The organism is Sphingobium sp. DN12 (assembly GCF_051058005.1).
Taxonomy (GTDB): domain Bacteria; phylum Pseudomonadota; class Alphaproteobacteria; order Sphingomonadales; family Sphingomonadaceae; genus Sphingobium; species Sphingobium yanoikuyae.
This window is the reverse complement of sequence record NZ_CP173719.1, coordinates 219620-240435: the sequence shown is the minus strand read 5'-3', so window position 1 is coordinate 240435 and position 20816 is coordinate 219620. Positions and strand designations below refer to the sequence as shown.

The window sequence follows — 20816 nt, the reverse complement described above, 5'->3', positions numbered from 1 at the left end:
CGATCATAACGAGAGTCTTGCGGTTGAATATTCCGGTATGCTCGCCTGCACAAGCGCGCCGGGCGTGATGCTATCGTCCTGCACGAACGTCCGACGCGCTTGTGCAGGCGTTCGATTTCCCAACGATGAGTGGGGGCGAACATGGTTGTAGTCGTAGCGCCAGATGGCCAGCTTCCGGCGGGCGTCAGCCAAGCTGTCGAACAGCTCCTCGTTGAGCAGCTCATCGCGCAATGAGCCGTTGAAGCTCTCGATGAAGCCGTTCTGCTGGGGCTTACCGGGATCGATGTAATGCCACTCGACCTTGTTCTGGCTGGCCCATTGCAGGATCGCCCGGCTCGTAAATTCAGTGCCATAGCACATTGGGAAGCGGCCCCTCGAAGGGGCGCACTGCCTTGATGAAGGCAAGGGCGCGTAGCGCCCGCAGGCTTCATCAAGGCGGTCATGATCGGCCCGCAGGTCTCTAAAGTGAAGTTGTCGACTCAACCCTTTGGAGACAGACCGACCATGACCAAGCGTAGCTCTAATCCCACCGACGCCGTGCTGGTAGCCATCGATATGTCCAAACACCGCCAGGAGGTCCTGATCGAACGTCCAGAAGGCGGACCCCGACGTCGCATGACGGTGATGGCGACAAAGGCAGATTATGATCGCCTGGCCACGGATCTTAGCGACATCGGGCGTCCGATCATCGTCGGCTTCGAGGCTACTGGTAACTACCATCGCACGCTGGCGCATCGCCTGCTGTCCGCCGGCTTCGAGTTGCGCTTGATCTCGTCCGTTGCCTTGGCTCGAACGCGCGAGGCTCTGCACAATGGCTGGGACAAGAACGATTCCAAGGATGCGCAAGTGATCCTGCACATGCTGCGGATTGGCGCCACCCAGCGATACGTCGATCCGCTCGCCGCCGGGATCAACGACCTGCAGGAGATGTCGAAAACGCACGAGGCGATCTCCAAGGCTAAGACGCAGACATGGCATCGCATCCTGACCCACTACCTGCCGCTCTATTTCCCGGAGATTGAACGCTTCGCTGGCAACAGCCGATCCGACTGGTTCCTTGCTCTGCTCGAACGATTCCCGACTCCAGCCAGCATGACTGTGCTCGGCCAGGAGACTTTCTCCCGCGAAGCATGGGACTTGGTCGGCCGCAAAGTGTCCAAAGCCCGGCTGATCAACGATATCTACGAGACCGCCTGCGCCTCCGTGGCGCTACCTGTCGACGAGGATTCCGTCTCGATCGCTATGTTCCGCATGGTGATCGCCCAAGCACGCAACCTGATCCGGCAGCGCGACGAGATCGAGCGAACGGCGCATGCCATGCTGGCCGAAAACCGCGATTATCAGCTTCTGCGCATGATCCCCGGCATTGGGCCCATCAATGCGTTGACCATTCTCGCCGAGGCAGGCGATCTACGCCGCTTCAGCCATCACCGTCAGTTCCTGAAGTTCTGCGGTCTTGATCTTGCGACCCGGCAGTCCGGTACATTCCGAGGCCGCACGATGCTGTCCAAGTACGGTAATGCGCGATTGCGGCGGACCTTTTGGATGGCTGCCCAGGTCGCCGCACGTCAGCGCAACAACAGTTTCCGCGACAAGCTCGGACGATACACTGCCGGGCACGCGGATGATGCCGATCGTCGCCGCAAGGCGATGACGGCGCTCACCGCCAAGATGGCGCGCGTTGCCCATGCCGTCATCAAGACGGGGACAGAGTACCGACCGTTCCTTGAACGGTCGGATGCCAGGTGGAAGGACCCCTCTCTGCAAGTGCCGTGAGGGCGCGAAAGCGACCCTGTAGATAATGTTCGGGCCTTCCACCTGGGTGCGTATCTCGTTCTAAGGACGGTGAGGACCACGGCCGCTTCGGCGCCGCTGGATCCTGTGTTTGCTATGGCAGGGAGCGATCCCGTTGACGGTGGAAGCCATCTGGCTCAGAATGCATGCCTCGCCGCTCAATGCCGGCGCATAGAGATCTGTTGACCAAATCTCGCTTTCCTTCGTGACCCAGGACGTTGTCACTGACAATGCAAGCAGGTTTCCCGTGCAGGCGAACCAGCGCATCCAGTTCGCGCGCCACCCGAGCTCCCGAGATGCTGGTGTCCGCGGCCAAGCACAGGTTCTCCCGGCAGCAATCATCGTTGATCGCCAGAATCCTGAACTTGCGCGACGCACCAAACGTATCGGCGACAAAGTCCATCGACCAGCGGTCACCAGGACGAAGTGCTCCCGGCACCGGCGTCCGGCTGCCTCGGGCGCGCTTGCGGCCGCGTCGTCGGCGTATAGACAAGCCTTCTTCCCGATATAGCCGGTAGAGCTTCTTGTGGTTCATGCTCATGCCCTTGCGCTCCAGCATGACGCCGATCCGGCGATAGCCGAACCGACGGCGCTGCCCTGCGATCTCCCGCATGGCTTCGCGGATCGCTCCGTGGTCCGGCGGGCGTTCGCGCCTGACCGTCTTGGGATCGACGCCAATCAGCACGCAGGCCCGACGCTGTGAGACCTGGTAGTCCCGCATCACGCCGAGCGCCACGTCGCGCCGCTGGCCCGGCGTCGTCAGCCTTTTCCCAGCAGGTCCTTCAGGATCGCGTTGTCCAGCATGCTGTCGGCCAGGAGCCGCTTCAGCTTGCCGTTTTCGTCCTCCAACTGCCGCAACCGGTGGGCGTCCGATACCTCCATGCCACCGTACTTCGCCTTCAGCTTGTAAAAGGTCGCCGTGCTCAGGCCGTGCTTGCGGCAAACCTCCACCGTCGGAAGTCCGGCCTCCTGTTCCTTGATCATCCCGATGATCTGCGCCTCGGTAAAACGGCTCTTCCTCATGCGTCTGCTCCTTCTCGTGGGCAGACTCTACATCAGAATGAGGGATCCTTCGGGGGGCAGGTCACAAGCCTTCAGGCCGGGACGATCATCCCGGGCGCCCGATGCCTTGTCGGAATAGAGATGGCGCTCATCGACACCTGCGGCGAGGAGGGCATCGCGTTGAAGGTCAACCGACTGACGGTCATCGACCGATGAGACACGCATGTACCCGATGAGCATGTGCGACAAACCCTGAAATTGATGTTGTCGCGCACTAGATCAAAGCGACAGGGTTTGTCGTGCAAAATCAACCATGGTTGTCGAGGCGTAGCCTGGTTGCGATGCTACCCTGTCGGAAAACATGTGATTGCCGCCTACCGGAATAGCAGGCAAACTCGGTTAACTATTTGCACTTCCCTGCTGCAACGAGAGCCGCACGATAGCGGCGACCATGTTCGGCCCGCCATGCATTCGCATTCGCGGTTCCCTTTGCAGCTAACCGGCGCTTATATTCGGCTTCCATCGCGCGCCTCTCCGGTCCCGGACCAGAATCAGCAAGACATCGGGCCGATACCGAATTGGACCGCGAGTTCCCGTTGGCGATGTCGCCAGACAGTTTATTCGCCATCGTACTGGTCGCCGTTTGCCCCATCGGCATTGGATCGACGGGCGCATATTGAGCCTGTGCCGACTGATTGAAAAGAAGCAGAGCGGCGCTCACCGCGCTGCTTGTGGCAAGACACCTCATATGGTTCTCCCGATAATCAAAATTCAATATGCAGAAAATGTGCGACGTCGCCCAACAGCGAGCGATGGTTAGCCTCATAATATCGACCGACCACGTCCACTGCAGGGCAGTCAGCACCGAAAATCAGGTGTTTTCCGACGCCCTCAGGCCTTAGACCCCATGACTGCCAGAGCCTCGGAGGCTCGAATCTGAGATGCTGATGATGGATTTGTCAGCAGCGGAGACGAGTCATGACGGAGACGGTGAAATACGTTGGTCTGGACGTTCATAAGGAAACCATTGCGGTCGCGGTTGCCGATGGGGAACGCGGAGGCGAGGTGCGTTTCGTCGGCACGGTCGCCAACGAGGACGATGCGATCAGGAAGCTGGTCAAGCGGCTGACTGGACCGGGCGTGACGTTGAACGTCTGCTACGAAGCTGGGACAGAATTGCATCGTCATCGCCCCCTCGATGATGCCGCGGCGCCCGGGTGACCATGTAAAGACGGACCGGCGTGACGCGATGACCCTGGCGCGGCTGCTACGCGCTGGCGAACTCACCGCAATCTGGATACCGGACGAAGCGCACGAGGCGGTACGCGATCTCATCCGCGCGCGACGCAGCGCGCAAGATGATGCCATCGGAGCCAAGCAGACAGTGCGCAGCTTCCTGTTGCGTCATGATCGTCGTTTCGGCGGCAAGGCGGCCTGGACGAAAATGTACTGGCGGTGGTTGTCCGAGCAGCGGTTCGATTTTCCCCACCAACAGCTGGCATTCGAGGAAATGCAGAAGCGGGTGCTGGAGGCGCAGGCACGGGTTGGGCGCTTAGAAGCGGCGCTGACTGAAGCGGTGGACGCATGGTGTTTTGCGCCGCTGGTCCGCAATCTACAGGTCCTGCGCGGTATCAGGCTGGTCAGCGCTGCGACGCTGGTCGCTGAAGTAGGCGATCTCACCCGCTTCGACAATCCCAAGCAACTGATGGCGTATGTCGGCTTGGTGCCGTCCGAGCACTCCAGCGGCGCTCGGACCAAACGGGGCCGGATCACCCGCGCGGGCAACGCGCAGGCACGAACCATGCTGATTGAGGCGGGCTGGTCGTATCGACTGCCCGCTCGCGAGGAACGACGCTACCGTGAGCGGGTCATCGACTTGTCCGAGGACATCCAGGCGATCGGGTGGAAAGCGCAGGTTCGCCTGTGCCAGCGCTACCGTCGCCTGGCGGCCACGGGCAAGCCTCAGCCCAAGGTGACCACCGCGATCGCGCGTGAACTGGTCGGCTATGCCTGGGACATCGCCCGTCGGGTGTCGCCGGCGATAGCCGGCTGATCCGCCCACGACATTAACGAGAGGAGGCGCCAGCGCACCAACTGCATAGCCTTGGCCGGCGTGCCGCGGGCACCCGACTGTGATGGGCAATCCACGGTGTACGGTGGGGCAGGTTCGTCCGACGCCCGAACTTAGACGGAGGATAGGCCCAGCGACGGATACGGGTAGTGCGGTAATCAACCCGCGGATGAGAGCATGATCAATCGTCGTCGATCAGGCGCCCGCGGCACACCCGCCAAGGTCAATGCGACCGCTGGTCTCGAGGCCAGCGAAGGAGTAAACTCGGCCAGCGTCTCGGATGGCAGTCATGAGAGCGTATATCTGTGCCCGTTTTATGTGACGCCCCCGTGTTGCGCAAACTGGTCAAGGCTTCGGCCTTGCGTTGAAGCTCTTCAGCCCGAGCCAATGCGAGGGTCTTCACCTCCGAACTTGCCCGTCCAATATCTGCCCAAAGGCCCAACAGCGTGCGGATCTCCTCGATCGGGAAACCGAGATCGCGGGCATTTGCGATGAGCCGCAGGCGATGGAGATCGCGCGCGCCATAGTCGCGATAGCCCGCACCCCGGCGTGGCGGCGCCGGGATGAGGCCGATCTTCTCATAATGGCGGATCATCCGCTCCGAGACCCCGCTTTGCTTCGACGCCTCCCCGATGTTCACAGCGCTTTCCGGTTGAGGCGCAGCGCGTTGGTGACCACGCTGACCGAGGAGAGCGCCATGGCGGCGGCCGCGATGATCGGCGAGAGCAGGATGCCGAACAGCGGATAGAGCGCGCCCGCCGCCACCGGCACCCCGGCGACATTGTAGATGAAGGCGAAGACCAGGTTCTGGCGGATGTTGGACATGGTCGCCTGGCTCAGCCGCCGTGCCCGCACAATGCCCATGAGATCGCCCTTGAGCAGCGTCACGCCCGCGCTCTCGATCGCGACGTCGGTGCCCGATCCCATTGCGATGCCGACATCGGCGGCAGCCAGTGCGGGGGCGTCGTTGACCCCGTCGCCGGCCATCGCCACCACGCGCCCCTCGCTCTTCAACCGCGCGACGACGGCACTCTTCTGGTCGGGCAGTACCTCGGCTTCGACATCGTCAATGCCGAGCCGCCTTGCCACCGCCTCTGCTGTGGTGCGGTTGTCGCCGGTCAACATCACCACGCGAATGCCTTCGGCCTTGAGTGCGGCCAGGGCCTCCGGCGTCGTCTGCTTCACGGGATCGGCGATTGCAAAGGCGCCGCCGACGGTGCCGTCGACGCCGATGAAGATCGCGGTGGCGCCATCCCGGCGCAGGGCGTCGGCCTGCTCCGCCAGCGCGTCGGTTGCTATGCCCTCTTCCGAGAGGAACCGCGCATTACCGAGCACGATCCGGCGGCCGTCGACGGTGCCGAGCGCGCCGCGTCCGGTGGGGGAATCGAAGTCGGTGACGTCGCTCGTGGGGATGCCGCGATCCTTGGCGGCCTCGACGATCGCCAGCGCGAGCGGATGCTCGGAGGCCCGCTCGACCGAGGCGGCAAGCCGCAGCAGTTCGGCTTCGTCGAAGCCGGGCGCCGGCACGATCTGGGTGACGGCAGGCCGGCCTTCGGTCAGCGTGCCGGTCTTGTCGACGACGAGCGTGTCGACTTTTTCCATATGCTCGAGCGCTTCGGCATTCTTGATGAGGACGCCGAGCCCGGCGCCGCGGCCAACCCCGACCATGATCGACATCGGCGTGGCGAGACCCAGTGCGCAGGGACAGGCGATGATCAGCACGGCGACCGCCGCAACCAGCCCGTAGGCGAAGCGCGGCTCGGGGCCCCAGATGCCCCAGGCGATGAACGCGACCACCGCGACCGCGATGACCACGGGCACGAACCAGCCCGACACCTGATCGGCCATGCGCTGGATCGGCGCGCGCGAGCGCTGCGCCTCGGCGACCATCTGGACGATGCGCGCCAGCATGGTGTCCCGGCCAACCTTGTCGGCGACGATAACGAGCGCGCCGGTCTGGTTGAGCGTGCCGCCGATCACCGTGTCGGCCTTGGCCTTGGTGACGGGCATGGACTCACCGGTGACCATCGACTCGTCGAGCGAGGAACGGCCGTCCTCGACCACGCCATCGACCGGCACCTTCTCGCCGGGACGCACACGCAGGCGGTCGCCGACCGCAACGAGATCGAGGCTGATTTCCTCTTCACTGCCATCGGAACCGATCCGGCGCGCGGTCTTTGGAGCAAGGTTAAGCAGCGCCTTGATCGCGCCCGAGGTCCGCTCGCGCGCGCGCAGTTCGAGCATCTGGCCGAGCAGCACGAGGACAGTGATCACCGCGGCCGCCTCGAAATAGACGGCAACCATGCCGTCCTCTCCGCGGAAGGCGGGCGGGAACAGCTGGGGCGCGAGCGTCGCGACGACGCTGTAGATCCAGGCGACCCCGGACCCCATCGCGATCAGGGTGAACATGTTGAGGTTGCGGGTCTTGAGCGAGGCCCAGCCACGCTCGAAGAAGGGCCAGCCCGCCCAGAGCACGACGGGTGTCGCCAGCACGAACTGGATCCATACCGAGATCGACATCGGCACGAGGCGATGGATCGCGGGAAAGAGATGCGCGCCCATCTCGAGGATCAGCACCGGGAGGGCCAGCATCAGGCCGACCCGGAAGCGCCGTGTGAAATCGACCAGCTCATGGCTGGGGCCGCTGTCGGCAGTCACGGTCGCGGGCTCGAGCGCCATGCCGCAGATCGGACAGGATCCGGGATGGTCCTGCCGGATCTCTGGATGCATCGGGCAGGTCCAGATCGTGCCTTCGGGCGCCGCGACCGGCGGCGCTGGCGGGCCGAGATAGCGCTCGGGATCGGCGATGAATTTGGTCCGGCAGCCCGCGCTACAGAAATGATAGCGTTCACCGCCATGCTCGGCGTGATGCGCCGTGGTCGCCGGGTCGACGGTCATGCCGCAGACCGGGTCCTTGACGCCGGTCGCCGCTTTCGCGGCGCTGTGGCCGCCGCAGCAACCGCCGCCATGCGCCGCTCCATGTGTCTCGTTCATCGCCTTGCTCCTTTCGACGCATGACGATCTAGGGTCTGACACCGTGTCAGGGTCAATACGTAATCGCCTAAGCGGACAAATCGGCGGGCCCGTTCGCCTGGCCGCCATCAGCCAAGGTCATTGGCAACCGTAAGGCCGTGGTCCTGCGCCGGTCGATGCGCCGTAAACAGGTCGATCGCGCCGGTGATGGTCAAAAGCCGAAACGTCTCGGCCACATGCCTGAAGCCGGCCGCCGCGATCAGGCCGGGGAGCACGCCGTCGGCATTGGGCCGGGTATCATCGATGCCATCGAGCCCCTGCACGGTCAGGCGGAAGGCGAGCCGCATGAGACCGTGCTGGCGGCCATAATCGGCGATCACCAGGCGGCCACCCGGGCGCAGCATGGCGAACATGGCGCGCAGGGTTGCCGCCTTCTCCCTGACCGGCATCTGATGCAGCACGAGACTCGACACGACAGCGTCGGCGGTGCCTGGGGCCACGTCCCTGGCAAATCCCTGACGCCAGTCGATATCGGCCTGCCGCGCAGCGGCCTTGTGCCGCGCGATGTCGAGCGCCTCGGCATCGGGATCGAGACCGATCACCTGCGTCCTGGGCTCGGCTTGCTTGAGCATCAGCGCGAAGCTGCCGGTGCCACAGCCGACGTCGACGACCGTCTCACCGGCTTTGGGCGCCAGGGCGGCGAGCATGGCGGCACGCCACCGCTTCTCCCGCGTCCACAGGCGGATCGCGCGATCATAGTCTTTCGTCGATCCGGTCCCGAGCGGCGGGGTGTAGGATTGCATTGGCTTCTCCCAACGCGAGGCGTCCGAAACGATAAGCTACATCGACATGGGCGGCGATAGTGTCCCCAGCCAGGCGACGAGCCCGAGAATGACGATCGCAAGACCGCCTTCGACGACGAGGCTCGCGCGCAGCAGCGCCTGCGCCCGTGGCGCGTCCTCTTCCTCGATCGCCTGCGCCAGTGCCGGGGTCAGGCGATAACGGTTGAGCGCGGCCAGGCCCAGCATGCCGGCGAACAGCAGCAGCTTGGCGATGAGCAGCAGGCCGTAGGTCGACTGCCCGAGCGAGGCGACGTTGCCCGGGCCGACCAGGAACCAGCCGTTCACCGTCCCGGTCAGGATCAGCAGGGCGACGATGATCGTGCCGACGAGGGAGAAGCCCCGCAGGGCTTCCTCGGCGAGCGTGATCCGGTCCATGTCTTGAGCGGCGAGATCATCGGTTGCGAGCCTGGGAAGTACCAGCGCGAGGAAGGCGGCAAGCGCGCCGACCCAGGCGCCGGCGGCGAGCAGATGGATGAGATCGGCCAGCAGTTGCAGCCAGCCCGCCTCGCCTTCGCCGGCCGCGCCATGCCCGCTCCAGGCGAGGGTCGCGAGCGCGACCGCGCCCGCCAGAGTGGAGGCGATGAAGGCAGGACGGGATTGCCGGCGATACAAGGGGATGCAGAGCAGAAGAACGAGGAGCGCGACGAGGCGCGCCTTCAGCGCCGTTCCCATGGAAGTGCCGTTGAACAGCTCTGCGACCATGGAAAGATCAGGCTGGGCGAGTGGCAGCCCGGTCATCGCCGCAGCCTGCAACGCGAACCCCAGCGCCGACAGCAGGAGGGCGAGACAGGCGAGACCGGCCACCATTGCCGCCATCGGCAGATGCCGCTGCACCATCCGGCCGCCGCCGGGCGCATAGAGCGCGAACAGCGGCAGGCCGAACAGCAGGCCGAGATCGACGTAGAGCGCCCAGCGGACGGCGACGAGTGCCACGTCGTTCATGGCGTCACTTGACGGTAAAGGCGAGATTGCCCTGGATGCGGTGCGTGTCGGTCGAGACGACGTGCCAGGCGACCTGATAGCTGCCCGCCATGAGCGGCTTGGCGAGCGTCAGCACGAGCGTCTTGTCGCCTTCGACGGACGTCTTGAAGCCGGTTACCGCCATGCGGTGGTTGGGCATGCCGGGCATGCCGGTCATCACGATCTCGGCGCCCGACAGCTTCGGCATCAGACCTTCACTGAAGGTGAGCGTGATACGCGACGGCGCCGGGACGCTGGCGTTGGCGGCGGGCGTCGAGGACACGAGCTTGGGATGGGCGTAGGCCGGAGCAGAAACACTCAGGCCGACGGCGGCGATGGCTGCGAGCGGCGAAAAGAAGCGCATTTGGACATTCTCCTGTCAGTGACATGAGAGAATACGCAGCCGCGACCTGCACCCCTCGCAATTTTCTTTTTGTTCCCGGACAAGGGTTAGAAGACCACCCTGCGTATTGAGAAGAGAAGACGGAGAAACATCATGGACCACCTCGACGACATGCTCAGCCGGTTGCGGGAAGCCCCCCTCGATCCCCGGCTTGCCGGGCTGGACAGCCGCGTCATGGCCGAGATCGCCCGGCTCCAGGCCATGCCGCGCCTGAGCGCCACGACCTTCGGTGTCGCAGCCGCGGTCGCGCTCTTCATCGGCATCGCCGGTTCCGCGGTGCCAGTGCGTTCGGCAGATGCTGCGGCATCGCCCTTCGACGCGCGGCTCGCGCTCGCTCCTTCGACGCTGCTGAGCGCGCAATGATGCGCGATCGCCGCGGCCTTCTCCTTCTCGTGCTGCTGACGTTTGTTGCGGCAGTAGCGGGGGTCGTGATCGGCCGGCTCTATGTCGTGCCGGCGCCCCCTGTCGAGAATGAGCTGCACGACCTGCTCCATCGCGATCTCAAGCTGGATAGCGCGCAACATGCACGGCTCGAGGCTATCGAAGCCCGCTACGCCATCCGCCGACAGGCCCTGGAAGCGGAACTGCGCGCCGACAATGCATGGCTCGCGCAGGCCATCAGGTCGGAACATGGCTATGGGCCTCAGGTCTCCGCCGCCGTCGACCGGTCACACCAGGCGATGGGCGCGCTGCAGAAGGAAACGCTCGAGCATATCTTCGCGATGCGTGCGGTGCTCCGCCCCGACCAGACGGTGAAGTTCGACGACGCCGTCGTGAAAGCGCTGACGGCCGAGAAAAAATGACGCTCCACCTCCCCGACTGCTCGGACGGGGAGCTTGCGGCTCTGGCGCTGGGGGGCCGGCAAGCGGCCTATGGCGAGCTGGTCCGCCGGCATCAGGGCTGGGTACACCGTCTCGTGCGCAGCCATGTCGGTAGCCCCGACGAGGCGCTCGACGTCACTCAGGCGAGCTTCGTGGCCGCCTTTTCCGCGCTCAGCCGCTATGATGGGACGCGGCCCTTCCCGGTCTGGATGTCGCGGATCGTCATCAACAAATGCCACGACTGGCGCCGTCGCCGTGCGGTCCGCAATTTCTTTTCCTTCGCCCTTCCTCTGGGCGAAGCCGAACATATCGTCGACGACGCCCCCTCGGCCGACCGCGCCCTGGATGCCGAACAGCAACTCGCCGAGGCGATGACGGCGATCGCCGCCCTGCCCGCCTCGCTCAAGGACACGCTCATCCTGCGGACGATCGACGAGAAATCGGAAGCCGAAACCGCCGAGATCCTCGGCATCTCCCAGAAGGCCGTCGAGACCCGCCTCTACCGCGCCCGGGCGCGCCTCGCGGAAAGTTTGAAGAAAGTTTGAGGGGCAGGCGGGTGGGCTGCGTATTTCCAATAGGTCCGCCCTCTTTCCGCAAGCTGAGACAAACCGAATGATTTCTGCCCTCGACCGCCGCCAGTTCCTTCGCGGCGCGGCCCTCGCCGGTGGTGGCGCCGCATTATCAGCCTGGCTGCCTGCCTGGGCGCAGACCATCTCGCCGGGGATGCGACCGACGCTGCCGACCGTGTCGGGCGAAGACATCACGCTGACCATCGCCCGGCAGTCGATGAGCATCGACGGGCGCCAGTTCCGCGCAATCGGTCTCAACGGCACGGTCCCCGCCCCGCTGATCCGGCTGCGCGAAGGCCAGCGCGTGCGGCTCAACGTCGTCAATCAACTCGAGGAGGACAGCTCGATCCACTGGCACGGGCTGATCCTGCCGGCCAATATGGACGGCGTGCCGGGCGTGTCTTTCCCGGGCATCAAGCCGGGATCGAACTACCTCTACCAGTTCCCCGTCGTGCAAAGCGGCACCTACTGGTATCACAGCCATTCAGGCCTGCAGGAACAGGAAGGCCATTACGGCCCGATCATCATCGATCCCGCCGGTGCCGATCCGGTCGCCTATGACCGCGAGCATGTCATCGTGCTCGCCGATCACAGCGCGCTCTCGCCGCAGGCGATCTTCCGGCGCCTCAAGGTCAACCCCGGCCATTTCAATTTCCAGCGCCAGACCCTGGCCGGGCTCCTGTCGGGCAAGGATCAGCCGCTCAAGGACCGGCTCGACTGGGGCCAGATGCGGATGGACCCGGCCGACATCTCCGATGTGACCGGATCCACCTACACCTATCTCGTCAACGGCCATGGTCCGATGGACAACTGGACCGCGCTCTTCACCCCGGGCGAACGGGTGCGGCTGCGGGTCATCAATGCGTCGGCGATGACCACCTTCAACGTCCGCATCCCCGGCCTGCCGCTGACCATCGTCCAGGCCGACGGGCAGAATGTGGTGCCGGTCACCGTCGACGAGTTCCAGATTGGTGTTGCCGAGACCTACGACGTCGTTGTCAGCCCAGGCGATGACAAGGCCTACACCCTTGTCGGCGAGGCGATCGACCGCTCGGGCATGGCGCGTGCCACGCTCGCGCCGCGCGCCGGCATGGCCGGCGAGGTTCCCCCCTTACGCAAACGGCCGCTCGCCGACATGAAGGACATGGGCATGGACATGTCCTCGATGCCGGGCATGGAAGGCATGGACATGTCGGGCGGCGCTATGCGGGGCGTCGATCCGACGGCCGAGAAGAACGCGTCCGCGCGCCTCGCGACCGGCGCGGCGGCAGCGATGGCGACCATGGACAATAGCGCCATGGCAGGCATGGATCATTCGGGGATGGATCATGGATCGATGGCCGGCATGGACCACGGCGCGATGGGCGCCGATGGCCAGATGGCGGGCATGGATCATGACGGGCACGCGATGGGCTCGATGAAGATGCGCGACTTCTCGAACGCGCCGCAGGTGAAGCGCGACCCGAGCGTCCAGACCATCTCGCCGATGCCCGTAGACCGCACCGGCGAGCCCGGCCAGGGCCTCGCCGACGTCGGCCACAAGGTGCTTGTCTACAGGGACCTGATGGCGCTCGATCGCAATCCGGACGTGCGCGCGCCGAGCCGCAGCATCGACATTCACCTCACCGGCAACATGGAGCGGTTCATGTGGTCGTTCGACGGCGAAAAAATGTCGGACCATCACGAGCCGATCCCCTTCATCGAAGGCGAGCGGGTGCGCGTCAATCTCATCAACGACACGATGATGGGGCATCCGATCCATATTCACGGGCATTTTTTCGAGCTGGTGACGGGGCATGGCGATCATGCGCCGCGCAAGCATACGGTGATCGTCCAGCCCGGCGGCAAGGTGACCTGGGACTTCACCGCCGACGCGGTCGGCGACTGGGCCTTCCACTGTCATCTCCTCTACCACATGCATGCAGGGATGATGCGGGTCGTGAGCGTCCGTCCGAAGGGAGACGCGTAATGACCCGCATCCTCACGCCGCTGGTGAGCGCGATCGCCCTTTTCGCTGCCGCGCCCGCCTTTGCCCAGGATCATTCGATGCACGGCATGCCCGGCATGGCGCCGCCGGGCGAAGTGGCGCCGGCGCAGGAGAAGAAGAAGGACAAGGCCGCCGCCAGGCCGCGCGCTCAGACACCAGCGCCAGACGCCACCTCGGCGATGGACCATTCGCAGCACCAGGCCAGTCCTGCGCCGCAGGGAGATGCGGCCGGTCAGCCGCAACCCGCGTCTCCCGCGATGCCGGACATGCCGGGCATGGACCACTCCCAGCATCAGGACGGCGCGATGCCGGACATGCCCGGGATGGACCATTCGCAGCATGGCCAGACCGCCATGCCCGGCATGCAAATGACCGGCACGGCGCTTCCGGCCGGCAATGCGCCCCCGCCGCCTCCCCCCAGCGACCACTTCGCCGATCGTGATTTTCCCGGCGCCGAGATGGCGCGCTCACGCGACATCATGATGAAGGACAGCGGCGGCAACAATTTCGGGCAGGTGCTGCTCAACCTGTTCGAGTATCAAGCGCATAGCGGTCGCGATGGCTATCGCTGGGATGGCGAAGGCTTTTACGGCGGCGATATCAACCGGCTCTGGCTCAAGAGCGAGGGCGAAGGCGAGTTCGGCCGCGGCATCGACAGCGCGGAGGTGCAGGTGCTCTATAGCCGGGCCATCGACCCCTATTTCAATCTTCAGGGCGGTATCCGCCAGGACTTCGGCCGCGGGCCCGACCGCACTTACGCGACGGTCGGCGTCGAGGGCCTGGCTCCCGGCATGTTCGAAGTCGAAGGCGCGCTGTTCCTCTCGACCAAGGGCGATGTTCTGGGCCGGGTCGAGGGCTATTACGACCAGCGCATTACCCAGCGCCTGATCTTGCAGCCGCGCGCCGAGGTCAATTTCGCCGCGCAGGATATTCCGGAGAACGACATCGGTTCGGGGCTGGTCAACATAGAGCTCGGCGCGCGCCTGCGCTATGAGTTTAGCCGCCAGTTCGCACCCTATATCGGCGTCTCTTATCTGCGCAAAGCCGGCGACACGGCGCGGCTGTCGAGGCTTGCCGGCGAGGACGTCCATGCGACCAGCTTCGTCGCCGGCGTTCGCTTCTGGTTTTAGCATCAGGACGGCTGATGGCGGGGGCGAACAGGAGAGCGGGGCGTTACACTCATACCAAGGTCGGCCGGCGCCGAGCGAAGGAGATACGTCATGGACCATTCGTCCCACATGAACACCCGGAAGATGGGCGCCTATTGGAGCCTTGCCGTTCAGACCGTCATCAGCGGCGTCATCATGTATCTGGTGATGTTCGTCATGATCGACGGGCTCGACAGCTTCTACAACAACCTCAACATGCTCTACATGACGCTGATGATGGTCGCGCCGATGGTGGTGCTGATGATCGTCGCCATGCGGCACATGTTCGCGTCGAAAGCCGCCAACATCGCGCTGATCGCCGCGTCGCTGGTCGCCTTCTTCGGCAGCTTTGCGCTCATCCGCACCCAGACCACGATCGGCGACACGGCCTTTCTGCGCTCGATGATCCCGCATCATTCCGGGGCGATCCTGATGTGCCAGGAAGCAAAGCTCAGCGATCCGGAAGTCATCCGGCTTTGCGAAGCGATCAAGCGCTCGCAGCGGCAGGAAATCGACGAGATGAAGGCCATACTCGCGCGGCGCTGAGTGGCACGGTCGGGCTACGCCCGGATCCGTGCGCCCGGCCAGGCATGTGAGCCGGGACGATGGTCGACACGAGGCGCGGGCCGGACGAGATTGCCAGCGACGTAGCGCGGCTTGCGCCGCTGTTCCTGCGACAGGCTGGCGGCCATGTCCTGACGCTGCTCGATCCTGCCGGGATCGTGCTGAGCTATAATGAAGAAGGCGAGCGTGCCGAATGCTGGCCCCTCGATCGCGTCCTGGGACAGCCCCATGACCTGTTCTACCCGCCCGACGAGATTGCGGCGGGTCGTCCACGCGCAGACCTGGCGGCCGCCCTTCACGAGGGCACGCTGGAGCGCGAAGCGTGGCGGGTCTGCGAGAACGGCGCGGAATATCTCGCGCGCCTGACGATCAGCGCCCTGTTCGAAGGCGACACACATCGAGGCTTTGCCTGCATCAGTCGCGATGTCACCGACGAGGCGGCGGTCCGGGCGTCAATCGAGACCCGCGAGCAGCATCTCCAGTCGATCCTGGCGACCGTCCCCGATGCGATGATCATCATCGACGAGACCGGCGCCATCACGTCGTTCAGCGCGGCCGCCCAACGCCTGTTCGGCTATTCGGAAACCGAGCTCGTCGGCCGCAACGTCTCCTGCCTGATGCCCCAGCCCGATCGCGACCGGCACGACGAATATATCGCGCATTATCTCCAGACCGGCGAGCGCCGGATCATCGGCCTCGGCCGCGTCGTGGTCGGCCAGCGCCGCGACGGCTCGACCTTCCCGATGCAGCTGTCGGTTGGCGAGGCCGGTGAAGACGGGCAGCGGTTGTTCACCGGCTTCATCCGGGATCTCACCGCCAAGGAGCAGGATGAGCTCAGGCTCAAGGAACTGCAGGCAGAGCTGGTCCATGTCTCCCGGCTGAGCGCGATGGGCACGATGGCCTCGACCCTCGCGCATGAGCTCAACCAGCCGCTTGCCGCGGTCGCGCTCTATCTCGAGACGATCCGCGACATGCTCGACGAGCGGGACGACGAACCCTTCGTGTCGCTACGGTCGGTGATGGATGATGCGGCACAGGAAACGCTGCGGGCCGGCCATATCGTCCGGCGCCTGCGCGATTTCGTCGCCCGCGGCGAGGTCGACAAGAGCCTCCACGAGCTGCCGCGGGTCATCGCCGAGGCGAGCCAGCTCGCGCTGGTCGACGCCCGCGAGCGCGGCATCCGCAGCTTCTTTGCAGTCGATCCCGCCGCGACGCCGGTCCTCGTCGACAGGGTGCAGATCCAGCAGGTGCTGGTCAACCTGATGCGCAATGCCATCGAGGCGATGGCGGAGTGTCCGGTTCGCGACCTCAAGGTGGCGACCAGGTTGCGCCCTGACGGGCTGATCGAGGTGACCGTGGCGGATACCGGCCCCGGCATCGCCGACGAGGTCCGGGAGCAGCTCTTCACGGCGTTCAAGTCGACAAAGGCCGACGGCATGGGCCTCGGCCTTTCGATCTGCCGGACCATCATCGAAGCGCATGGGGGCCGTATCTGGATGGAGCGCCCCGACCGCGGCGGCGCGCGCTTTCATTTTACCTTGATCCATGCGCGGGCGGAGGAGGAACATGGGGGATAGACGCGTCATCCATCTGGTCGACGACGAGGAGAGCATCCGCAAGGCGGCGAGCTTTGCGCTCAAGACCGCGGGCTACGACGTCGTGACCTATGCCTCGGGCGTGGAGTTTCTCAAGGAGGCGAAGTCGGCGGCCGTCGGCTGCGTCATCCTCGACGTGCGCATGCCCGAGATGGACGGTCTCGAGGTTCAGGCCGCCATGGCAGCACGCGGGGTCAATATGCCGGTCATCGTCCTGACCGGCCATGGCGACGTGTCGGTTGCGGTGCAGGCCATGAAAGGCGGCGCGGTCGACTTTCTCGAGAAGCCCTTCGAGAAAGCCGCCCTGCTCGGCGCCGTCAGCCGCGCGTTCGCGCGTCTCGACGATGTCGACTTTCGCACTCTGGAAACCTCTGAAGCCGGCGTGCGGGTCGCTGCACTGACGCCCCGGGAGCGTGAAGTGCTGGAAGGGCTGGCGAACGGCCTGCCCAATAAGACGATCGCCTATGACCTGGGCTGTTCATCGCGAACGGTCGAGGTCCATCGCGCGAGCCTGATGGCCAAGCTCGAGGTCCGCAATTTGTCCGAAGCCCTGCGGATCGCCTTTGCCGCGGGCATGGGCCGCAAGCCGAAGTGACTGCGACCTCTACGTAGCGACGGGACGAGGCGCGATATGCGATCGATGGTGCAATCGTCACACGGGTGTCCGCTTCTCGCAATGCCATCGGTCCGTTCCACTCAGCATGATGGCAGATACACCATCCTCGTCTCCGACGACGATCCCGGCGTGCGGCGTGGCCTCCAGCTGCTGCTGAGATCGCGCGGCTATGCCGTGTGGGGATATACGACCGGCCACGCGCTGTTGGCCGACCCCCGCGCGAAGGAGGCAGACTGCGTCATCCTCGACTATCGCATGCCCGACATCGACGGATTCGCGATGCTGCGTCACCTTCGCGAGATCGGATGGTCGGGACGCGCCATCATGATCTCAGGCTTTCACGACACGCTGCTGGCCTGGCGGGCCGCCGAGGCGGGCTTCGATCACGTTCTCGCAAAGCCTTTGATCGGCAGGGCTTTGCTCGATGCGTTGGACCGGCACCGCGCCGAGGTTCTGCGAAAGCATTGAGTTATGGCGGCCGGCCCCCGGCAGCCTCAGCCCGGCGCGATGTGGAAAGCCGATCTGCGCCGTCAAAGCCAGTGGCTACGTTTGAACCGGATGTAGAGCCCAATGCAGACCGCAGCGATGACGCCGAGGATGACGAAATATCCCCATTGCGTCTTCAGTTCGGGCATATTCTCGAAATTCATGCCGTAGATTCCGGCAATCGCGGTAGGCACCGCGAGGATCGCAGCCCGGGCGGCAAGCTAACGGGTGATCGCACCTTGGCGCTGCTGTTCGAGCAGGTGACTCGCCTCGAACACCGAGATCAGGATGTCGCGGATGCCGGTGATGGCGCTCTCAACCCTGAGCATGTGATCGTCGAGCTTCGAAATCTGGTGGCCGTTGTCGGCACCTTCCATGGCAAGCGGGTGAAGGCCGTAATTCCCGGCGATGTCGGCAAGTTCTGTTTCGCTGGGCTGGGACATTTTGATCCACACGAAGTCATCCTTGCCGACGTGCTCGCACGCCGGATCGATCAGGGTCGCCGGCCGTAGCCGTTTGCCATTGTGACAAAGAACGGCGGCGGCGACCGGAAGCCGTGTGCCTCGCCTATTGAGACGCGCGCACAAACACTCGTCATTCTTCAAGCCCAATCGCAGGAAGAAGAAGGCGGCGCGCAGCAATTCGAGCGAGAGCTTATAGAAAATGCGGCGGAGCGTTGGGTTTCGCAGAAGGCCGCTCCCGTTCATGACGCGCGTGGCTGGGCGGCGCGCTGCCACATCAAGGGCACGCAGACTGCGAAGGTCTGCGCACCCTTGATTGGCGACCGCGAGGGTTTTCCTCTCTTGCGATGGTACCAAGCGATTGCCCGTGTGGCGCCTCTGCAATCGTGTCGGATGACTATACCTAAGTATCGGATAACGGCGCTGACGACAGGGTTGCCGGGCCCCGGTGAGGCGCGTCGCACCGCGCGGAGACGAAAGCTGGAAGACGGAAAAGCTCAACTGTCGAAAGCGACCGAGCGCGCGAGCGCTTCCTGGGACTGCAGAAAGGCGAGCCGCGATTGCAGCGCCGCCTGGACAACGCCGAAAGCGTCACCCCCCAGAGTCACGCGCAGCGGCGGATGGTCGCTGGTTGCGACATCAACGATCGCTTGCGCGATCTTTTGCGGGTCGAGCGTGTAGAGCTCGTTTCCGGCGGTCTCGAACATCTTGCGGATATGGCCGGCGGGCGTATCGCGATACGCGGCGATCTCGCTGGCGAATTGCAGATTGTGGCTGAAGCTGGTGCGCGCCCCGCCCGGCTCGATCAGTGTCACGAACAGGTTGAAGGGTTCAAGCTCCTGGCGGAGGCATTCGCTGAAGCCCTCCAGGCCCCATTTGGCCACATGATAGAGACTGCTCGTCGGAAGCGAGCCCTGACCACTAGCGCTGGAGATCTGGATGATCCGGCCGCTCCCGCGCAGCCGCATGGCGGGGACAAAGGCGCGGGTGATGTGGATGGGCGCCATGAGATTGAGCGCGATCTGGCCTTCGACCTCGGCGTCCGACATCTCTTCGGTGGCGCCGATCACGCCGCCGCCGGCGTTGTTGACCAGAATATCGACGGGTCGACGCGCCTGCGCCCGGGCCACGACCGCAGCAATATCGTCCTTGACCGTGACGTCGAGCGCTTCGACGCGCAGCTGGCTCGGATATTTCGCCGCGAGATCATCGAGGCTTTCGGGCTTGCGGGCCGTCGCGGTAAGGTCGTCGCCAGCGGCCAGGATCAGTTCGGCCAGATGGCGGCCGATGCCGCTGGACGCGCCCGTGAGAAACCAGTGATTGGACATATGTTACTCCATATATTACCAACTGGTAGGTAACTTGAAACCTGGAATGCGTCAATGCTTGGAGGTGTGATGAAGCAACGAACCCGGCGGAATGCCGCACAGAGCCGCGAGACGCTCCTGGCTGCAGCGACCGAGGAGTTCGCGTCCCATGGGCTGGCGGGCGCGCGGATCGACCGGATTGCGCAGGCGGCGGGTATCAGCAAGCCGATGCTCTACACCTATTTCGGGGACAAGGAGGCGCTCTTCGATGCCGCGCTGACGCAGGAAGTGATGGACGCGGCGCAGGCCGATCGCTTCGATCCCAATGATCTTGAGGGTTATGCGGGGCGCACCTATGACTTGCTGGTCGAACGCCCGCGCCTGTGGAGGCTGCTGACCTGGCATCATTTGGAGCGTGGCCAGGATGTTCTGATGCTCCCGGCCGGCGAGGTCCTTCTCGGGGAGAAGCTGGACGGGATCGCAGCGGCGCAGGCCGAGGGGCGGATCGTCGCCGACTTCACGCCCCTGAATGTCGTCCGGCTTGTCGCCGCCCTCACCCAGCTCTGGTGCATGACCGGAGCTGCACGCGACGCTGCCGAGCACGCGGCGCGCCGGGCGACGATCATGCGGGCGGTGGGGCGACTGCTGCGCGTGTGATCGTGCGAGGCGCGAGCTGCACGCCCGCGCGCCGACCGGGACACAGCAAGCATTTTTCGCAACCTGCCGTACTGCCCAGCGGCAAAATCAGGGCGGCTCATGCACAAGCCGGCCCGTCGGCTCCGCGGATGCGATCGACGTTCGAGGACTGCGCCGCCACTGCCGAACCGGATTGGATCATCGCCAAGTGACCCAGTGGCTGCGCGACGATCTCAGGTCGCCGGACTCGTCGCACGACGTTTCGTCAGGAGTCGTTTCATCTGCCTCAAAAGGCGAACCTGCGGCTCAATCCGGAAGAAGGCGCGACACATCCAGGAAACGAGGATCAAATGCGGTCCGCATCGGTATTACTTTCCCTGGCGCGTGCAAGCTCAGCAAAGGACTAATGTTCCCGGAGCATCTCTAGCGCTATACCTAGGTATATCACGCCGACACCAATAACATGTGATCATGCCGCTTCGCATTCTTGCCGGCCAAATGTCCCGATCATCAAATCGAAGCGTGCGAGGCTGTATTACGATATGATATTCTATCTCCTATCTCAGCAGATTTGCAAATGA

18 protein-coding genes and 5 pseudogenes are annotated in these 20816 nt (G+C 64.4%); 12 read left to right on the top strand and 11 right to left on the bottom strand.

The features are described 5' to 3' along the window. Nucleotides 1-3: 3 nt before the first annotated feature. Nucleotides 4-351 (bottom strand): annotated as a pseudogene (locus ACI6S0_RS26345) (integrase core domain-containing protein); the annotation flags it as partial. 153 nt (nucleotides 352-504) lie between these two features. Between ACI6S0_RS26345 and ACI6S0_RS26340 the strand changes: the two are divergent. Continuing rightward, nucleotides 505-1798: pseudogene (locus ACI6S0_RS26340) on the top strand (IS110 family transposase). Between the two features lie 213 nt (nucleotides 1799-2011). Here the strand turns inward: ACI6S0_RS26340 and ACI6S0_RS26335 are convergent. Together ACI6S0_RS26335 and ACI6S0_RS26330 are read right to left on the bottom strand one after the other, a co-directional pair. After that, a pseudogene (locus ACI6S0_RS26335) lies at nucleotides 2012-2817 on the bottom strand (transposase); the annotation flags it as partial. A 63-nt stretch (nucleotides 2818-2880) separates the two neighbouring features. Beyond that, nucleotides 2881-3036: pseudogene (locus ACI6S0_RS26330) on the bottom strand (recombinase family protein); the annotation flags it as partial. Nucleotides 3037-3774: 738 nt separating this feature from the next. Here ACI6S0_RS26330 and ACI6S0_RS26325 point away from each other — a divergent pair. Further along, nucleotides 3775-4849: pseudogene (locus ACI6S0_RS26325) on the top strand (IS110 family transposase). 241 nt (nucleotides 4850-5090) lie between these two features. On the opposite strand, the gene ACI6S0_RS26320 reads toward ACI6S0_RS26325, so the two are convergent. From ACI6S0_RS26320 to copC, 5 genes are all read right to left on the bottom strand, one after another. Then, a complete protein-coding gene (locus ACI6S0_RS26320; RefSeq protein ID WP_230188858.1) occupies nucleotides 5091-5507 on the bottom strand; it encodes a MerR family transcriptional regulator in 417 nt (138 codons plus the stop codon). Then, the gene (locus tag ACI6S0_RS26315) at nucleotides 5504-7861 is read right to left on the bottom strand and encodes a heavy metal translocating P-type ATPase (RefSeq protein WP_434406013.1); all 2358 of its coding nucleotides are present in this window, start codon (nucleotides 7859-7861) and stop codon (nucleotides 5504-5506) included. The genes ACI6S0_RS26320 and ACI6S0_RS26315 overlap by 4 nt, the downstream gene beginning before the upstream one ends. Nucleotides 7862-7968: 107 nt before the next feature. Beyond that, complete coding sequence (locus ACI6S0_RS26310) at nucleotides 7969-8643, bottom strand: class I SAM-dependent methyltransferase (RefSeq protein ID WP_062787969.1); 675 nt, start codon at nucleotides 8641-8643, stop codon at nucleotides 7969-7971. A 36-nt stretch (nucleotides 8644-8679) separates the two neighbouring features. Beyond that, the gene (copD, locus tag ACI6S0_RS26305; RefSeq protein WP_062787970.1) at nucleotides 8680-9624 is read right to left on the bottom strand and encodes a copper homeostasis membrane protein CopD; all 945 of its coding nucleotides are present in this window, start codon (nucleotides 9622-9624) and stop codon (nucleotides 8680-8682) included. A gap of 4 nt (nucleotides 9625-9628) precedes the next feature. Then, complete coding sequence (gene copC / locus ACI6S0_RS26300; RefSeq protein WP_007406420.1) at nucleotides 9629-10006, bottom strand: copper homeostasis periplasmic binding protein CopC; 378 nt, start codon at nucleotides 10004-10006, stop codon at nucleotides 9629-9631. 132 nt (nucleotides 10007-10138) lie between these two features. Here copC and ACI6S0_RS26295 point away from each other — a divergent pair, with 132 nt between their 5' ends. The 9 genes from ACI6S0_RS26295 to ACI6S0_RS26255 all read left to right on the top strand — a co-directional run bounded on the left by ACI6S0_RS26295 (nucleotide 10139) and on the right by ACI6S0_RS26255 (nucleotide 17813). Further along, a complete protein-coding gene (locus ACI6S0_RS26295; protein ID WP_037447996.1) occupies nucleotides 10139-10408 on the top strand; it encodes a hypothetical protein in 270 nt (89 codons plus the stop codon). After that, nucleotides 10408-10848 (top strand): periplasmic heavy metal sensor, encoded by a 441-nt coding sequence (locus ACI6S0_RS26290; RefSeq protein ID WP_026109207.1) that lies wholly within the window; start codon nucleotides 10408-10410, stop codon nucleotides 10846-10848. The genes ACI6S0_RS26295 and ACI6S0_RS26290 overlap by 1 nt, the downstream gene beginning before the upstream one ends. Beyond that, a complete protein-coding gene (locus ACI6S0_RS26285) occupies nucleotides 10845-11411 on the top strand; it encodes an RNA polymerase sigma factor (RefSeq protein ID WP_017501305.1) in 567 nt (188 codons plus the stop codon). Before ACI6S0_RS26290 ends, ACI6S0_RS26285 begins: the two co-directional genes overlap by 4 nt. Nucleotides 11412-11478: 67 nt before the next feature. Then, the gene (locus ACI6S0_RS26280) at nucleotides 11479-13404 is read left to right on the top strand and encodes a copper resistance system multicopper oxidase (protein ID WP_313326464.1); all 1926 of its coding nucleotides are present in this window, start codon (nucleotides 11479-11481) and stop codon (nucleotides 13402-13404) included. After that, the gene (locus ACI6S0_RS26275; protein WP_313326463.1) at nucleotides 13404-14552 is read left to right on the top strand and encodes a copper resistance protein B; all 1149 of its coding nucleotides are present in this window, start codon (nucleotides 13404-13406) and stop codon (nucleotides 14550-14552) included. The genes ACI6S0_RS26280 and ACI6S0_RS26275 overlap by 1 nt, the downstream gene beginning before the upstream one ends. Nucleotides 14553-14642: 90 nt before the next feature. Next, nucleotides 14643-15116 carry a DUF305 domain-containing protein gene (locus ACI6S0_RS26270; protein WP_004212732.1) on the top strand — a complete coding sequence of 158 codons (474 nt, stop codon included), beginning with the start codon at nucleotides 14643-14645 and terminating at the stop codon, nucleotides 15114-15116. Nucleotides 15117-15175: 59 nt separating this feature from the next. After that, nucleotides 15176-16711, top strand: coding sequence for a PAS domain-containing sensor histidine kinase (locus tag ACI6S0_RS26265; RefSeq protein WP_313326462.1), 1536 nt, complete (start codon nucleotides 15176-15178; stop codon nucleotides 16709-16711). Continuing rightward, complete coding sequence (locus tag ACI6S0_RS26260) at nucleotides 16701-17324, top strand: response regulator transcription factor (protein WP_007683357.1); 624 nt, start codon at nucleotides 16701-16703, stop codon at nucleotides 17322-17324. The genes ACI6S0_RS26265 and ACI6S0_RS26260 overlap by 11 nt, the downstream gene beginning before the upstream one ends. Nucleotides 17325-17405: 81 nt before the next feature. Further along, nucleotides 17406-17813 carry a response regulator gene (locus tag ACI6S0_RS26255; protein WP_007683354.1) on the top strand — a complete coding sequence of 136 codons (408 nt, stop codon included), beginning with the start codon at nucleotides 17406-17408 and terminating at the stop codon, nucleotides 17811-17813. Nucleotides 17814-17875: 62 nt separating this feature from the next. Here the strand turns inward: ACI6S0_RS26255 and ACI6S0_RS26250 are convergent, their stop codons facing one another. From ACI6S0_RS26250 to ACI6S0_RS26240, 3 genes are all read right to left on the bottom strand, one after another. Continuing rightward, a complete protein-coding gene (locus tag ACI6S0_RS26250) occupies nucleotides 17876-18034 on the bottom strand; it encodes a CorA family divalent cation transporter (RefSeq protein WP_254908007.1) in 159 nt (52 codons plus the stop codon). Between the two features lie 18 nt (nucleotides 18035-18052). Then, nucleotides 18053-18538: a hypothetical protein gene (locus ACI6S0_RS26245; RefSeq protein ID WP_016743853.1), complete on the bottom strand. Its 486-nt coding sequence runs from the start codon at nucleotides 18536-18538 to the stop codon at nucleotides 18053-18055. Nucleotides 18539-18789: 251 nt separating this feature from the next. Next, a complete protein-coding gene (locus tag ACI6S0_RS26240) occupies nucleotides 18790-19620 on the bottom strand; it encodes an SDR family oxidoreductase (protein ID WP_037479754.1) in 831 nt (276 codons plus the stop codon). Between the two features lie 69 nt (nucleotides 19621-19689). Between ACI6S0_RS26240 and ACI6S0_RS26235 the strand changes: the two genes are divergently transcribed. Further along, nucleotides 19690-20256, top strand: coding sequence for a TetR family transcriptional regulator (locus ACI6S0_RS26235; RefSeq protein ID WP_313326461.1), 567 nt, complete (start codon nucleotides 19690-19692; stop codon nucleotides 20254-20256). The last annotated feature ends 560 nt before the right edge of the window (nucleotides 20257-20816 follow it).